We start from the raw sequence: 15594 nt of genomic DNA on the forward strand, positions 1-15594 counted from the left end.
GACCTCTGTGCAGGGGGTGTGAAGAGGCGGGGAGCCGACCGGGTGAACGCCCTCGGGACGGCCGTCCGTTCACGCCGTGCGGACGGCACGGCCGGGGCGGTCTGGGTGGGTGCGCCGCTGCGGGTGCACCGGCGGTGCGAACGGACGATGTTCGAGCTGAGCAACGATCTCGCGTACGACGGTCTGCTGGTCTACGGGACGGTGGAACGGCCCTTCCCGGGCGGGCGGTTGTGCCACGCGTGCGTGGCGGACGGGCGGGAGGGGTGCCGGGAGTGCGTCTACCCGCTGAGCTGCTGGGTGGACGTGCTGCCGGGCGGGGCGGTGGGGGCGTGGGTGCCCGAGGAGGGGGTCGCGCTGGAGCGGGTCCTGACGCTGCTGCACCGGGAGTGGCGGGTCGGTCTGGACCGGGTGCGGGTCCTCAGTCCGTTCCGGGAGGTGGCCGCCGGGTGTGTGCGGACGGTGAGGGAGATGCGGCTGGAGTCGTCGGTGCCGCCCGGGGTGTCGTACGACGCGTACCGCCGTGAGGTCGCCGGGTTCGTCGCCGGGCGGATCGGCACCGTCCGAGCCCTGCGGGGCGGGGCGGACGACGTCGTCGTCCTGGTCCTCGGCACGCATCCCCGGGACGGGGCCCGCGCTCGGGCCCGGGCCGCCGCGAGTCCCGCCCTCCTCGCCACCGCCGTCAGCCGTGCCCGGCGCCGTCTCTTCGTCGTCGGGCACCAGGAGACGTGGGGTGCGGAACCTTACTTCTCCCTGCTCAGCGGCCTGCCCAGGCACCCCTGGCCGACCGGTGGCAGGGCCGTTGTCAGTGGCGTGCGCTATCAATGAAGTCGTCACGCAGAGTAACGACGACGGGGGATTCACATGGCGACTTCAGAGGACCGCTTCCTCTCCACGACCGGCCTGCGAGCCCGGGGCTGGCCTCCCGACCTCATCGGCACCCTCCTCTCCGGCCCCGACGCGATCCGCGTCAACCACTCCTCCGGCCACGCCCCGCCGATCCGGCTCTACCGCCTCGCCCGGGTCGAGGAGGCGGAACGCGGCGAACTGTTCCGGGCGGCGACGGGAACCGTCCTGCGGCGGTCCCCGGCGGAGCGGACGGCTTCGCGGCGCAGGCGGCGGGAGGTGGTGACACGCAGGGGCCGCACGGCATCGGGCGGGTGCGCCGAGAATTCGGGTGCGGGCGGCCGAACTCCCTCGCAGGATGAGGAGATCACCCCTCACCCCAGGAGCCCGGATGATCCGCCGTGTCACTTCCCCGCACCTCTTCCGCCCGCCGACCTATTCCCACGCGTCGATCGTCGAGGCCGGCACGCGCCTCGCGTTCCTCGCCGGATCGGTGCCCCTCGACGCGGAGGGGAACCTCGTGGGGCCGGGCGACCCGGTCCGGCAGGCCGAGCAGGTGATCGCCAACCTGGAGGAGCAACTCGGCGCGATCGGCAGCGACTTGGCGCATGTCGTGGTGACGGACGTCTACGTGGCGAGCCCCGACTCCACAGCCCTGTCGCAAGTGTGGGCCGCGGTCGAGGCGTCCGGCCTCAGCACCGGCCCGCACTCCTCGACCCTCCTCGGCGTCACCTGCCTCGGCTACCCGGGCCAGTTGGTGGAGATCACGGCGACAGCGGTGGTACCCGGCTGACGGACGTCCGGCACGGCCTGGCGCACCGCGCCCGGTCCGTCGTCCAGACCGTCGTCCGCACCGTCCGCTCCGTCACCCGACTCGTCGTCCGACTGCTGACGTCACCGCACGCCCTCACCCCCACCCCTCCCCCACACCCGCCGCTTGACCAGCGGCTTCTCGTAGCTCCCCGCGCGGCTGGTGTTCAGCCCCAGGGACACCAGCGACTCGGCCAGCTTCACGGCGGCGCCGACCCCGTCGACGACCGGCATGCCGAGTTTCTCGGCGACGACCCGCTGAAGCCCGGTCATGCCCGCGCAGCCGAGGACGAGGACCTCGGCGCCGGCCGTGCGGGCGTGTTCCGCGGCGGCGAGGAAAGCGGCCTCGGTGCGGTCGGGGTCGGTGAGTTCGAGGACACCGAGCCCGGTGGAGACGACGGCGGCGCAGTTGCGGGCGACGCCCGCGAGTTCGAGGCTGTCCTCGATCTGGCCGCGGGTGCGTTCGAGGGTGGTGACGACGCCGTAGCGGCGCCCGAGGAGACAGGCGAGGTGGGCGGCGGCCTCGGTGATGTCGACGACGGGGACGTCGACGAGTTCGCGGACGCCCTCCCGGCCGTGCTCGCCGAACCCGGCCATGACGACGGCGTCGTAGGGAGGCCCGTCGTAGGTGCGCAGGGTGTCCATGACGGCCGCCGCGGAGAGGTGGCTGTCGAGCCAGCCCTCCGCGGACTCCGGCCCCCAGGCCGGGGTGAGACCGGTGACGAGGGTGCCCGGCCCCGCCGCGGCGCGGGCACCTCGTACGATCTCGGCGGTCATCTCCTGCGTGGTGTTGCAGTTGGTGACGACGATCCGCACCCGTCAGACCTCCGCCGGCGTGCGCTCGGTGCGGCAGATCGCGGCGTACAGCCCGGCCGCCAGCGCGGTGCCGATGAACCAGGAGTACGGCGCGACGTCGCTGAAGGTCTTGACGAGCGCGAGGACCGCGGCGACGGCGGCGGAGGGCACGAACGCCCACAGGGCCTTGGGGTTGACGCCGTGGCGGTAGTAGTAGCGGGAGCCGGGGGTCGCGTCGAAGAGTTCGTCCACGTCGACCTTGCCGCGCTTGACCCAGTAGTAGTCGACCATGATCACGCCGAACAGCGGCCCCAGGAAGGCGCCGAGGCCGCCGAGGAAGTAGTTGACGACGGTCGGGTTGGAGAAGAGGTTCCAGGGGGTGACGAGCAGGGCGGCGACCGTGCTGATCATGCCACCGACCTTGAAGCTGATCTTCTGCGGCCAGACGTTGGCGAGGTCGTACGCCGGGGAGACGAAGTTGGCGACGATGTTGACGCCCATGGTGGCGACGGCGAAGGTGAGCGCGCCCACCACCAGCACCCAGGTGTTGCCGACCTTGGCGACCAGTTCCGCCGGGTCCGTGATGGCCTGCCCGTAGACCTCCAGCGAGCCGGCGGTGACGATCACGGAGACGACCACGAAGGCGGTCGAGTTGATCGGCAGCCCCCAGAAGTTGCCGCGCCGGACGGTCTTGTAGTCGGGCGCGAAGCGGGAGAAGTCGCAGAAGTTCAGCATCAGCGTGCCGTAGGTCGCGAGGATCAGGCCGATCGCGCCGAACCACTGCCGCCACTGCTCGCCGGTGGAGACGGGGTGCGGGGTGCTGGTGAGGGAGATCGACCAGCCGGCCTTGGAGAGGATCCACACCGCGAGCGCGATCATCACGAGCCAGATCGCCGGTCCGCAGAAGTCCTGGAACTTGCGGACGGCCTCCATGCCCTGCCGGATGATCAGCGCCTGGACCAGCCACAGCGACACGAAGGAGACCCAGCCGAGCGCGTCGAGGCCGAGGAAGGAGTGGTGCGTCCAGGATTCGAGGCCGGGCCAGGCCGCGAGCAGCATGACGTTGACGGCGACGGAGGCCAGGTAGGTCTGGATGCCGTACCACATGATCGCGATGACGGCCCTGATCAGCGCGGGGATGTTGGCGCCCCAGACGCCGAAGCTGATCCGGCTGACGACGGGGAACGGCACACCGTGCCGCTGGCCGATCTTCCCCATCCAGTTCATGCCGACGTAGATGAGCACGAAGCCGACGAGGAGGGCGGTGAAGACCTGCCAGACGTTCATGCCGAGGACCAGCAGGCCCGCCGCGAACGTGTAGTTGCCGAGGTTGTGGACGTCCGACATCCACATCGCGAAGAGGTCGAAGACCTTCCAGTTGCGCTTCGTGGCGGGCGCGAGGTCTTCGTTGACGAGCCGGGGGTCGGGGGTGAACGCGGGCGCTTCGACGCGGTCGGTGAGGGACAAAGGTGCTCCAGAGGGGAGAACTCGGGGACGCGGAGGGGGAAGTGGGGGCTGTTTTGGTATACCAAAGTGCGGACATGGTCGCGCTGCCGAGCACCTCTGTCGATGTCTCTGCCGTTACGGCTCGGTAAAAGCCCTCTCGGCGTCGGCGAAAATGGCCGCATGGGCTCCACGACGAAGACCACGCCGAAGTCCGAGACCGATGCCGCCTCCGCCGGTGAACCCCTCGGCGCGATCCGTGAACGCGTCCTGGGGACGCTGCGGCGGGACATCATCGCGGGGCGGCTGGCCCCCGGGGACCGACTGGTCGAGCGGGAACTCGCCGAGCGGTTCGGCGTCTCCCGCGTCCCCGTCCGCGAGGCCGTGCGGGCGCTGGTCGCCGAGGGGTTCGTCCACTTCGCCTCCGCGCGCCGGGCCGTCGTCCGCGGGCTCACCCCCGAGGACGTGCGGGAACTCTTCGAGCTGCGCGAAGCGTTGGAGGTGTACGCGGCCGGGCTCGCCGCGTCCCGGGCTACCCCGGAGGGCCTCGCCGAACTCCGCGCACTCCTCGAAGAGGCGGCGACGGCGACGAAGGAGGCCGACGCCGAGGCCGTCACCGACGTCAACACCCGGTTCCACGACCGCGTCCTCGCCATGGCCGGCAACAGCCTCCTCAGCTCCGTCATGGAACCGGTCGACGGCCGCCTGCGCTGGCTCACCCGCCAGAACGAGGACTGGCCCCAACTCCTCACAGAACACCAGGACCTCTACACCGCCATCGCCTCCGGCGACCCGACCGAGGCCCGCTCCCACGCCCTGACCCACGTCCGCACGAACTACCGCTCCACGGTCCGCAGGCTCTTCGGGCCGGAAGGGGAGGGTGGGGTGTAGGGGGCGGGAGCGGGCGACGCACGCGCCCCGTGGAGAGGCAGCGCACCGGGTACCGGACCCCTGCACGAGAAGGTGCCGGGCAGCACAAGTTCACGCGCGTGAAGCACGGGAAGCACAAGAACTGGGGCGGAACCGGCGGCAGGCCGCGAGGGCACACCCGGAAGGGCCGCGCCCGCGAGGGTCACCTCACCTCCCGGTCCTCACTCCCGCCCAAACACCCCACCGCTTCCCCACCCGAGCCTCCCGAACCCTCACACCGGCGCCGCACCCCACCTCCCCGCATACTTGTCCGTCGCCCCCACCAACGCCTCCACCATCTCCGACGGCCCGATCGAATGCCCGACCTCGTCCACGATCGTCAACTCGCTGTCGGGCCAGGCATGGTGGAGGCGCCAGACGACGCCGGTGAGGTTGCCGAGGTCGAGGCTGCCCTGGACGAGGGTGCCGGGGATGCCGGCGAGGAGCGGGGCATCGCGCAGGACGGCGTCGGGATCCATGAAGTGGTCGTTGCCGAAGTAGTGGGTGACCGTGCGGGCGAAGCCCATGCGGAACCTGGGGTCCTCGTACCGTTCGATCGAGCGCGGCGGCGCCGGAAGCATCGCCGTCTCCCAGTCGGTCCAGGCGCGGGCGGCCCGCTCCCGCACCTGGGGGTCGGGGGATTCGAGGAGCCGGTTGTAGGCGGCGGCGAGGTTCCCCTCACGGTCGTCCGCCGGCAGGCCCGCCAGGAACTCCGCGAACGCCTCGGGGAAGATCCGCCCGAGCCCCCGGGTGAGCAGGCCCACCTCCGCGTCGGACCCGGTCGCCACCCCCGTCAGCACCAGCTCCGACACCACCCCGGGACACGTCTGCGCGTACCGCAGCCCGAGCACCGACCCCCACGACACACCCCACACCAGCCACCGCTCGATCCCCAACTCCCGCCGCAGCAGCTCCAGATCGCCGATCAGCCGCTCGGTGGTGTTGACGCTCATGTCGGTGCCGTACTCGCTCGCGTGCGGGGTGGACCGTCCGCAACCCCGCTGGTCCAGCAGGACGATGCGGTAGCGCGCGGGGTCGAACAGGCGCCGGAAGTACGAGCCGCAGCCGCTGCCCGGACCGCCGTGCAGCACCAGCGCCGGTTTCCCGCGCGGGTTTCCGCACGTCTCCCAGTACACGTGGTTGCCGTCCCCCACGTCGAGCATGCCGTGGTCGTACGGTTCGGTCTCCGGATAAAGTCCCATGCCCCGCACGGTAGTTCCCCGCCCCGGCCCTCTCACCTCATTTCAGGCCTGCCGCCCGCGCCGCCGCCCCCAGTACCTCCCGCAGCATCTCCGGCGTCAGCTTCCCCGTGAACGTGTTGCGCTGGCTGACGTGGAAACAGCCGAAGACCTGGACGCCGGCCAGTTCGACGCGTACGCCGTGGCCGAACGCCGGGCGGGGCCGGGGGATCTCCCACCCCGCCGCCTCCAGCGCGGGCCACACCGCCTGCCAGCCGTACGCCCCCAGCACGACCATCGCCCGCAACCCCGGCCGCAACAGCGTGAGTTCCTCCACGAGCCAGTGCCGGCACGCGTCCCGCTCCCCGGGCGTCGGCTTGTTGTCGGGCGGCGCGCAGTGCACCGGTGCGGTGATCCGTACGCCGTGCAGCTCCAGTCCGTCGTCCGCCGACACGGACTCCGCCTGCGAGGCGAGCCCCACGTCGTACAGCGCCCGGTACAGCACGTCCCCCGACCTGTCCCCCGTGAACATCCGCCCCGTCCGGTTCCCCCCGTGCGCGGCCGGCGCGAGCCCCACGATCAGCAACGGCGCGTCCTGCGCGCCGAACCCGGGCACCGGCCGCCCCCAGTACTCCCACTCCGCGAACGCCGCCCGCTTCACCCGGGCGACCTCTTCCCGCCACGCCACCAGCCGGGGGCAGGCCCGGCAGCCGGCGACTCTCAGGTCGAGGGCGGCGAGGGCGGAAGGGGCGGGACCCGGACGGCCGGAAGGTTCCTTCATGCCCTCACCGTAGGGCCGGCGCCCCGGGGCCGCCGGTCGTCCCCGTTCCTCACCGCCGAACCATCCCCACCAGCCCCGCCGCGCTTCCCCGCCGCACCCACGCGATGACGGCCAGCACCGCGAACACGATCACCGGAGTCGCCGCGTTCTCCCCGCCGAAGACGGTCAGCTGGGTGATGAACGCGCCCACCATGAGCGCGGCCAGCGCCGCGGCGGCCGGCGCCTGGAGGACCGGGATCAACAGGGCGACGGCTCCGGCGAGTTCGAGGGCGCCGATGGTGTACATCGCCGGTGCGCCCCAGCCGATCCGGTCGAAGGACTCGACGGCGGCGGGGTGGGCTATGAGCTTGGGGAGGGCACTGGCCACACCGAAGAAGAGCGCGAGGAGAATCTGGACGCCTCTGAGCGCGAGGAGCGCCCGGCGGTGTCGGGGAGCCGGAGCGGACGACGGGGCGGCGGTGACGGGGACAGTGGTCTCGGACATGTGGTTCTCCCTGGTGAACGGTCTCGTGACGGTCTGGTGGGTAGACCGCCGCCGGCCCCGTAACTCATCGCCGTCCCCGCACCTTTGCTCAACCCCCTCAGCCCTCCCCCAGGGAGAACCACCCCTCACCGCCGTACCAGTGCCCCCCGCCCTCCAGATGCTCCACCACCGCCTTCTCCACCACCGTCCGCCGGGGCAGTTCCCCCAGCTCCACCTGGGTCGACCCGAAGACGAACCGGACGGGCGTCATGTCGCTCGGCTCCTCCGATCGCCGTACGTGGAACCGCTCCTGGAAGCGGACGATGTTGGAGTCGGCCGGCAGATACCCCTTCAGTTGCGGATCGAGCAGCCAGGACCCGCAGGTCGCGAGCCGGTACGGCTCCTCGGGATAGTGCAGCGCGAAGAACTCCCGCGCGAGCGCCAGCGACCGGTCGCAGGACTCCGCGCTGAGCGGCCCCATGAAGTCGGGGATGTGCAGCCCGAGGGCGGGCTCGTCGGCGGAGAACCCGGCCGCCGTGACGGACTCACGGAGGACCTCGGGGACCAGACCGCGCTGGAACTGCAACCGCCCCAGCTGGTACAGCTCGCCCCGCAGATGGAGGGAGAGCCACCGCGCGGTCATGATCCCGCCGGTGCCGTGCCAGCGGCGGTGGACGGCGACGCCTCGGCCGATGTCGGCGAGGGTGCGCCGGCTGACGTCGTCGGGAATCCCCCGCTCCTGGTGGTGCGCGCGCACGGAGGGCAGCGCGGCGACGAAGACGTACAGCGGGAACCAGCGGGCCACGGCCCGGGACGCGCCGGGGTAGCGCGGCAGGTCGACCCCGCCGGTGACCGTGCCCATGTCCCGCACCAGCTCGGTGACGGACCGTTCCAGCGCCTGGCGGCTCGCCGGGTCGTCGAGGACCTGGCGGCTCAGCCGGAGGGGTTCCGCGATGTCGTGGTGCGACACCCCGAGGTCGAGCAGCGCCTCGACCAGCCCGTCGGCGTCGGCGAGCACCGACATGCCGTCCCTGAGTTCCACGCGCACACCCCCTGTCGTTCCGGAATACCGGAGCCCTCTGGAGAACGTCTTCTGCGAAGAGTACGTTTCAGGAAGGAGTGATGATCCCGATGCGTACGGGAAGTGAGCCGTCGACCGCGCGCAGTGCGCTACGGATGCGTCTGTGGCTGAGCGTGTGGGGCCTGGCCTGGTCCGTCTTCGGCACGGCCGCGTTCGCCCTGGTGGGCCGCCCCGGCTGGGCCGCCGCCTGCGGTGTGCTGTGGCTGGTGAGCTGCGTCGACTTCACCTTGATCATCCGCCACATCCGCCAGGGCGCGCACTACCAGCCGGGCCGCGACGTCCCCCCGTACCGGCCGCCGGAAGGGTCCTAGCGGCCCGCCGAGGTCCGTTGTCACAGGCGTGTGCCAGAGTCAGGTACATGCTTGAGATCGTGGTGGGGACGGAGAACTGGGAGCGGCACGTCCGGGTGTCCGCCGAGCAGTTGGCCGGGCTGGTCCGGCGCATCGGCGGTGACGGTGACCGGTTCCTGGTGGTCCAGCGCATACCTGACCTGCCTGACGTCTTCGCCCAGGTCTGGCACCGGGCCGGCGGTGACTACACGGTGGAGCACCGCGACGGCGCCGCCGACCGGCACTTCCAGGTGATGACCGACGGGCCCGAGGCCGTCATCACGGCGATCACCGGCTGGGCACGCCAGGAGGCCGGGTGGGACAGCGGCCTGGCCTGGTCGCCGCTGGACATGGGTCCCGTCCAGGAGGTGCCACCGCTCGACCTCGCCGAGGACGAGCGCGAGGAGCTGGAGAACCGCGTCCGCGAGGTGCTGGTCGGCGGCTACGCCTCCCGTGCCGAACTGGCCGAGGTCGCTGAGGAGTACCTGGTCACCAAGGACCGCCGGCCCGTCTCGCGCGAGCAGGCACAAGCCCTGGCCGACCGGTTGTGGCTGGAGCGCGTCGCGGAGCAGGCCGAGTGGCACGGCGAAACCGACCCGGAGCGGCTCACCCGCGCGTTCGCCGCTCTGCGGGAGGCCGGCATCACGGCCCGCGAGAACTTCGCCTGCTGCCGCAACTGCGGCCAGTCCGAGATCGGCGCCGAGGGCGAGCCCGACGCCCGCGGTTACGTCTACTTCCACACCCAGTGCACGGATTCCGCAGCGGCCGGCCACGGACTCATGCTCCTCTACGGCGGCTTCGACAACTCCTCCGAGACCACCTCGGCCATCGGCCACGAGGTCGTGGCCGCCCTCGAAGCGGCCGGCCTCCCCACCGAGTGGGACCGTGACCCCGGCCGGGCCATCACCGTCACCCCACTGACCTGGCACCGCCGCCTCGTCGGCTAGGACCGGCGGGGAAACATGAGCAGCGCCTAGGGCGCGTCGAAGCGGGCCGCCCTCAGATACTCCGGGTTCGGGTCGAGGGCCGCGGCCAGCCGGAAGTGGCGTTTCGCCTGGTCACCGCGGCCCTGGCGCTCGTACGTCCGGGCCAGGGCGAAGTGCGCGAACGCGTTGTCCGGCTCGCGCTCCAGGACGATCGTGAACTCCAGCTCCGCCGGGCGCAGTTGCGCTGCCGCGAAGAAGGCGCGGGCGCGCAGGAGGCGGGCTGCGGTGTTCTCGGGGTGCGCGCCGATGACCCCGTCGAGCAGCTTCACCGCACCCCGCGGGTCCCGCGCGGCGAGCAGTTGCTCCGCGGCGCGGAAGTCGATGACATGCGTCTCCGGAGAACGTCCGGTCGAACCGCTGGTTTCGGGCACGGAAAAGTCCTTCCCTCACTGACCGCGTTCAACGCCCCGATCGGGGTCCGCTATTCCTGCGATTCACCCCGGGCCCGGCGCACCAGCTCCCCCCACACCTCGCGCACCCGGCGCTCCAGTTCCGCCAGCGGTACGTCGTTGTCGATCACGATGTCCGCGATCTCCCGGCGTTTCTCCCGCGTCGCCTGGGCGGCCATCCTCGCGCGCGCGTCCTCCTCGCTCATGCCGCGCAGCCGGACGAGACGGTCGAGCTGCGTCTCGGGGGCGACATCCACGACGATCACCAGGTCGTACAGCCCGGCCAGGCCGTTCTCCGCGAGCAGGGGGACGTCATGGACGACGACGGCGTCCGCCGGCGCCGCCTCCTCCAGCTCACGCGAGCGGGCGCCGACCAGTGGATGGACGATCGAGTTCAGCAGGGCCAGCTTCTCGGGATCGGCGAACACGATCGCCCCCAGCTTCGGCCGGTCCAACGCGCCGTCGCCCCCCAGGACCCCTTCCCCGAACGCCTCCACGACCGCCGCGAGCCCGGCCGTCCCCGGCGCGACGACCTCCCTCGCGATCCGATCCGCGTCGACCAGCACCGCCCCGGCCCCCACCAGCAGCCGCGACACCTCACTCTTACCGGCCCCGATACCTCCGGTCAGCCCCACTGTCAGCATGCCAGAAGCTTAGATCCCACCCCTGACAGTGGCCCCACCCAGCCCCGGCGAGCACCAACGCCCCTTACAGCGGCGGGCCTTCTCTCAGCCCTCCCCTTCCCGCTCGGCCAGGAACTTCTCGAACTCCCGCCCGATTTCGTCCGCGGAAGGAATGTCGACCGGCTCGGCCAGCATGTTCCCCCGGGTCTCCGCCCCGGCGACGGCGTCGTACTGGTGCTCCAGCCCCTCGACCAGCGAGGTCAGTTCCTCGTCGCCTTCGCGGATCTGGCGGTCGATCTCGGTCTGGGTGCGGTGGGCCTCGGTGCGGAGGGTGTGGGCGAGGGCGGGGAGGACGAGGCCGGTGGCGGCGGTGATGGCTTCGAGGACGGTGAGGGAGGCGTCCGGGTAGGCGGAGCGGGCGATGTAGTGGGGGACGTGTGCGGCGACGCCCAGGACGTCGTGGCCGGCCTCCATGAGGCGGTACTCGACGAGCGCCTCGGCGCTGCCGGGGACCTGTGCCTCGTCGAAGGGGCTGCGGTGGCCGGGGACGAGGTCCGTGCGGTTGCCGTGCGGGGTGAGGCCGACCGGGCGGGTGTGCGGGACGCCCATGGGGATGCCGTGGAACGTCACGGAGAGGCGCACGCCGAGCCGCTCGACGATCTGCTGGACGGCCGCGGCGAACCGCTCCCACTCGACGTCCGGCTCGGGCCCGGACAGCAGGAGGAACGGCGCCCCGGTGGCGTCCTGCACGAGGCGGACGTCGATCGAGGGCTCTTCGTACTCCTCCCAGCAGTCGCGCTTGAACGTGAGCAGCGGGCGCCGCGCGCGGTAGTCGACCAGCCGGTCGTGGTCGAAGCGGGCGACGACCTGGTTGGGCAGCCCGTCGAGCAGGCCCTCCACGATCTGGTCACCGGTCTCGCCGGCGTCGATGTATCCGTCGAAGTGGTAGAGCATGACAAGTCCGGCCGACTCCTGGGCCAGCGCCATGTCGACGACGGCCAGCCCCTTCGGCTCCCATGCGTACAAACCCTGCGGATCAAGCACCTGGACCGCTCCTCCTCGTGTTCGTACACCACAACGATCAGGCGGCCACAGGCATTCCCCGTAATCGGCCGGATACGCAAAAAGACTGAGAGGCCGCACCTCGAAAGGTACGGCCCCTCAGTCAACAACTACCGCTCAGCGAGCGCCGGTCGTGCGGTGAGCGTTCAGCTCTGGCCGCCGGCCAGCTTCTCGCGCAGGGCGGCCAGCGCCTCGTCCGAGGCGAGCGCGCCGGACGTGTCCGCGCCCTCGGAGGAGTACGAGCCACCGCCGCCACCGGCGGCCGGAGCCGCACCCGCGGCGTCGCCACCCTCTTCGGCGGCAGCGGCGTCGGCCTCGCGGGACTTGATGACCTGAGCCTGGTGCTGCTCGAAGCGCGTCTGCGCCTCGGCGTACTGGTTCTCCCAGACCTCACGCTGCGCCTCGAAGCCTTCGAGCCAGTCGTTGGTCTCGGGGTCGAAGCCCTCGGGGTAGATGTAGTTGCCCTGGTCGTCGTAGGACGCGGCCATGCCGTACAGGGTCGGGTCGAACTCGACCGAGGCCGGGTCGGCGCCGAAGGACTCGTTGGCCTGCTTGAGGGACAGCGAGATCCGGCGACGCTCCAGGTCGATGTCGATGACCTTGACGAAGATCTCGTCGTTGACCTGGACGACCTGCTCCGGGATCTCCACGTGGCGCTCGGCCAGCTCGGAGATGTGGACCAGACCCTCGATGCCCTCGTCCACGCGGACGAACGCACCGAACGGAACGAGCTTCGTGACCTTACCCGGGACGACCTGACCGATCTGGTGGGTCCGGGCGAACTGCTGCCACGGGTCTTCCTGGGTCGCCTTCAGCGACAGGGAGACGCGCTCGCGGTCCATGTCGACGTCGAGGACCTCGACGGTGACTTCCTGGCCGACCTCGACAACCTCGGAGGGGTGGTCGATGTGCTTCCAGGACAGCTCGGAGACGTGGACCAGACCGTCGACGCCACCCAGGTCCACGAAGGCACCGAAGTTGACGATCGAGGAGACCACACCGGAACGGACCTGACCCTTCTGGAGGGTCGTGAGGAACGTCTGGCGGACCTCGGACTGGGTCTGCTCCAGCCAGGCACGGCGGGACAGGACCACGTTGTTGCGGTTCTTGTCCAGCTCGATGATCTTCGCCTCAAGCTCCTTGCCCACGTAGGGCTGGAGGTCGCGGACGCGGCGCATCTCGACGAGAGAGGCCGGGAGGAAGCCGCGGAGGCCGATGTCGAGGATGAGACCACCCTTGACGACCTCGATGACGGTACCGGTGACGATGCCGTCCTCTTCCTTGATCTTCTCGATGGTGCCCCAGGCGCGCTCGTACTGGGCGCGCTTCTTCGAGAGGATCAGGCGGCCTTCCTTGTCTTCCTTCTGGAGGACAAGGGCTTCGATCTCGTCACCGACGGCGACGACCTCGTTGGGGTCGACGTCGTGCTTGATCGAGAGCTCGCGGCTCGGGATGACACCTTCGGTCTTGTAACCGATGTCGAGCAGGACCTCGTCCCGGTCGACCTTCACGATGACGCCGTCGACGATGTCGCCGTCGTTGAAGTACTTGATCGTCTCGTCGATCGCGGCGAGGAAGGCTTCCTCGTTACCGATGTCGTTGACCGCAACCTGCGGGGTGGTGGCGGTGGTCTCGGTGCTGCTCGTCATGTGGGAAAGGGCTCCGGTTACGGACAGAAAGTCGTAGGTACTGCTACGCCGGGAGCCCGTATCGCTCTGAAGAAGCCGGACAGCCAAGGAGGCGGCACACCGGAAAAACTCCGGCTCCGCCTCGAAAACCGAGGGGACATACGACAGATGCGAGCGCAGCCTGCTACGTCTGAGGTGCGCAGGCCCGCAGCGCAACTTGTAGCATACGGGGGCAGCCGGACGGGGTCAATGCGCGAAGGCGCACACCCGGGGCGGAACGCCGCATACCCGGCACAAGAGCCGTCTCTGAAGGCCACGCAGGCCCGTGAGACCCCTTCCGTGACGGTGCCCGAGAGGCACTCCACTCGAAAATGGGTGACGGAAGAGTACGACGAGGGAGCCGATCATCCAAGAGCCGACAGGGTCCGTCTCGGACCACGACGCCGAATCCGAAGCCACCCGGCGTGCCGCCGGTGTCACGGAGAGCGCCCGCGCCAACCGGGGCTGGTGGGACCGCAACGCGGACGAGTACCAGATCGAGCACGGCACGTTTCTCGGTGACGACCGCTTCGTGTGGGGTCCCGAGGGCCTCGACGAGGTGGAGGCCGAACTCCTGGGCCCCGCCGAGCGGCTGAAGGGCCTCGCGGTCCTGGAGATCGGCGCGGGCGCCGCCCAGTGCTCGCGCTGGCTCGCCGCGCAGGGTGCCCGCCCGGTCGCCCTCGACATCTCCCACCGCCAGCTCCAGCACTCCCTGCGGATCGGCGGCGGCATCCCCCTGGTGTGCGCCGACGCGGGCGTCCTGCCCTTCGCGGACGGCTCCTTCGACCTCGCCTGTTCCGCGTACGGCGCCCTGCCGTTCGTCGCCGACCCGGCGCAAGTACTGCGCGAGGTACGGCGCGTGCTGCGTCCCGGAGGCCGATTCGTCTTCTCGGTGACGCACCCGATCCGCTGGGCCTTCCCCGACGAGCCCGGCCCCGAGGGCCTCACCGTGGCCGCCTCCTACTTCGACCGCACGCCGTACGTCGAGCAGGACGACGACGGCAACGCGGTCTACGTCGAACACCACCGCACCCTCGGCGACCGCGTCCGCGACATCGTCACCTCCGGCTTCCGCCTGGCCGACCTCCACGAACCTGAGTGGCCGGCCTGGAACACGTCGGAGTGGGGCGGCTGGTCGCCCCTGCGCGGCAGCCTGATCCCCGGCACGGCGATCTTCGTCTGCGAACGCGACTGACCGGAACTGAAGGACACGCGCGCGTAGAGGGCGTTTTCCGTCTCCGTACGACACTGGGCACGTGATCCGTTACGACGCCCTCGACGCGCTCCCCGTCCGTGGTGCCCTTCCCGCGCTCGCCGATGCTTTGGAGGGGCCCGGGACGGCCGTTCTCGTGGCGCCGCCCGGGACGGGCAAGACGACGCTGGTGCCACTGGCGCTGGCGGGGCTGCTCGGGGAGGGGCCCGCGCGGAGGGTCGTCGTCGCCGAGCCCCGGCGGATCGCCGCGCGGGCGGCGGCGCGGCGGATGGCGTGGCTGCTCGGCGAGGAGGTCGGGCGCAGCGTCGGGTACACCGTGCGCGGGGAGCGGGTCGTGGGGCGCCACGCGCGCGTGGAGGTCGTCACGACCGGTGTGCTGCTGCAACGGCTCCAGCGGGACCAGGAGTTGTCCGGGGTGGACGTCGTCGTCCTGGACGAGTGCCATGAGCGGCATCTGGACGCGGACACGGCCGCCGCGTTCCTGTGGGACGTCCGGGAGGCGCTGCGGCCGGAGTTGCGGCTGGTGGCGGCCTCTGCGACGACCGATGCGCAAGGGTGGGCGGCGTTGTTGGGCGGGGCGCCCGTGGTCGAGGCGCAGGGGGTGTCGTATCCGGTCGAGACGGTGTGGGTGGCGCCCGCGCGTGCGGTACGGCCGCCGCACGGGACGTGGGTCGATCCGGCGTTGTTGGCGCATGTGGCGTCGGTGGTGCGGCGGGCGTTGGCCGAGCGGTCCGGGGACGTGCTGTGTTTTCTGCCCGGGGTGGGTGAGATCGCGCGGGTGGCCGGGCAGTTGGGCGGGCTCGGGGACGTCGACGTGCTCCAGGTGCACGGGCGCGCGCCGGCCGCCGTGCAGGACGCGGTGCTGATGCCGGGGACGCGGCGCCGGGTCGTCCTCGCGACGGCCGTCGCGGAGTCGTCGCTGACCGTTCCCGGGGTGCGGGTCGTCGTGGACTCCGGGCTCGCGCGGGAGCCTCGCGTCGACCACGCGCGCGGGCTGAGCGCGCTCGCGACCGTGCGGGCCT

At 71.2% G+C, this 15594-nt stretch carries 17 protein-coding genes; 7 read left to right on the forward strand and 10 right to left on the reverse strand.

Features of this window, described 5'->3' with window-relative positions; genetic code table 11:
• Both ACVNF4_RS21030 and ACVNF4_RS21035 read left to right on the forward strand, forming a co-directional pair.
• On the forward strand, positions 1-825 hold an 825-nt coding region (locus ACVNF4_RS21030; protein WP_461804401.1), incomplete at its 5' end, for a hypothetical protein.
• A gap of 409 nt (positions 826-1234) precedes the next feature.
• Entirely contained in the window at positions 1235-1636 is a 402-nt protein-coding gene (locus tag ACVNF4_RS21035; RefSeq protein ID WP_461804402.1) for a RidA family protein, read from the forward strand.
• 101 nt (positions 1637-1737) lie between these two features.
• On the opposite strand, the gene ACVNF4_RS21040 is transcribed toward ACVNF4_RS21035, so the two are convergent.
• Both ACVNF4_RS21040 and ACVNF4_RS21045 read right to left on the reverse strand, forming a co-directional pair.
• Positions 1738-2469, reverse strand: a complete 732-nt coding sequence (locus ACVNF4_RS21040; protein WP_461804403.1) for an aspartate/glutamate racemase family protein — start codon at positions 2467-2469, stop codon at positions 1738-1740.
• A gap of 3 nt (positions 2470-2472) precedes the next feature.
• Entirely contained in the window at positions 2473-3915 is a 1443-nt protein-coding gene (locus tag ACVNF4_RS21045) for an NCS1 family nucleobase:cation symporter-1 (RefSeq protein ID WP_461804404.1), read from the reverse strand.
• A gap of 159 nt (positions 3916-4074) precedes the next feature.
• Between ACVNF4_RS21045 and ACVNF4_RS21050 the strand changes: the two genes are divergently transcribed.
• Positions 4075-4782, forward strand: a complete 708-nt coding sequence (locus ACVNF4_RS21050) for a GntR family transcriptional regulator (RefSeq protein ID WP_461804405.1) — start codon at positions 4075-4077, stop codon at positions 4780-4782.
• Positions 4783-5033: 251 nt separating this feature from the next.
• On the opposite strand, the gene pip is transcribed toward ACVNF4_RS21050, so the two are convergent.
• The 4 genes from pip to ACVNF4_RS21070 form a co-directional block, all read right to left on the reverse strand.
• Complete coding sequence (pip, locus tag ACVNF4_RS21055) at positions 5034-6002, reverse strand: prolyl aminopeptidase (RefSeq protein WP_461804406.1); 969 nt, start codon at positions 6000-6002, stop codon at positions 5034-5036.
• A gap of 37 nt (positions 6003-6039) precedes the next feature.
• Entirely contained in the window at positions 6040-6759 is a 720-nt protein-coding gene (locus tag ACVNF4_RS21060; protein WP_461804407.1) for a uracil-DNA glycosylase, read from the reverse strand.
• A 49-nt stretch (positions 6760-6808) separates the two neighbouring features.
• Entirely contained in the window at positions 6809-7243 is a 435-nt protein-coding gene (locus ACVNF4_RS21065) for a DoxX family protein (protein WP_461804408.1), read from the reverse strand.
• 97 nt (positions 7244-7340) lie between these two features.
• Entirely contained in the window at positions 7341-8240 is a 900-nt protein-coding gene (locus ACVNF4_RS21070) for an acyltransferase domain-containing protein (protein WP_461804416.1), read from the reverse strand.
• A gap of 104 nt (positions 8241-8344) precedes the next feature.
• Here ACVNF4_RS21070 and ACVNF4_RS21075 point away from each other — a divergent pair, with 104 nt between their 5' ends.
• Both ACVNF4_RS21075 and ACVNF4_RS21080 read left to right on the forward strand, forming a co-directional pair.
• Positions 8345-8614, forward strand: a complete 270-nt coding sequence (locus ACVNF4_RS21075; RefSeq protein WP_461804409.1) for a DUF6343 family protein — start codon at positions 8345-8347, stop codon at positions 8612-8614.
• 47 nt (positions 8615-8661) lie between these two features.
• Positions 8662-9579, forward strand: coding sequence for a DUF6891 domain-containing protein (locus tag ACVNF4_RS21080; protein ID WP_461804410.1), 918 nt, complete (start codon positions 8662-8664; stop codon positions 9577-9579).
• A 26-nt stretch (positions 9580-9605) separates the two neighbouring features.
• On the opposite strand, the gene ACVNF4_RS21085 is transcribed toward ACVNF4_RS21080, so the two are convergent.
• From ACVNF4_RS21085 to rpsA, 4 genes are all read right to left on the reverse strand, one after another.
• On the reverse strand, positions 9606-9989 hold the full coding sequence (locus tag ACVNF4_RS21085; protein WP_461804411.1) for a tetratricopeptide repeat protein: 384 nt from the start codon (positions 9987-9989) through the stop codon (positions 9606-9608).
• Between the two features lie 50 nt (positions 9990-10039).
• Positions 10040-10651 carry a dephospho-CoA kinase gene (gene coaE / locus ACVNF4_RS21090; protein WP_461804412.1) on the reverse strand — a complete coding sequence of 204 codons (612 nt, stop codon included), beginning with the start codon at positions 10649-10651 and terminating at the stop codon, positions 10040-10042.
• Between the two features lie 84 nt (positions 10652-10735).
• Positions 10736-11674: a PAC2 family protein gene (locus ACVNF4_RS21095; protein WP_461804413.1), complete on the reverse strand. Its 939-nt coding sequence runs from the start codon at positions 11672-11674 to the stop codon at positions 10736-10738.
• A 164-nt stretch (positions 11675-11838) separates the two neighbouring features.
• Positions 11839-13341 carry a 30S ribosomal protein S1 gene (rpsA, locus tag ACVNF4_RS21100; RefSeq protein ID WP_461804414.1) on the reverse strand — a complete coding sequence of 501 codons (1503 nt, stop codon included), beginning with the start codon at positions 13339-13341 and terminating at the stop codon, positions 11839-11841.
• Between the two features lie 382 nt (positions 13342-13723).
• On the opposite strand from rpsA, the gene ACVNF4_RS21105 reads away from it, so the two are divergent.
• Complete coding sequence (locus tag ACVNF4_RS21105) at positions 13724-14554, forward strand: class I SAM-dependent methyltransferase (protein WP_461804417.1); 831 nt, start codon at positions 13724-13726, stop codon at positions 14552-14554.
• Between the two features lie 61 nt (positions 14555-14615).
• The coding region (locus ACVNF4_RS21110) for a DEAD/DEAH box helicase (RefSeq protein WP_461804415.1) at positions 14616-15594 on the forward strand (979 nt) is incomplete at its 3' end.

Source organism: Streptomyces sp. S6 (assembly GCF_054880855.1).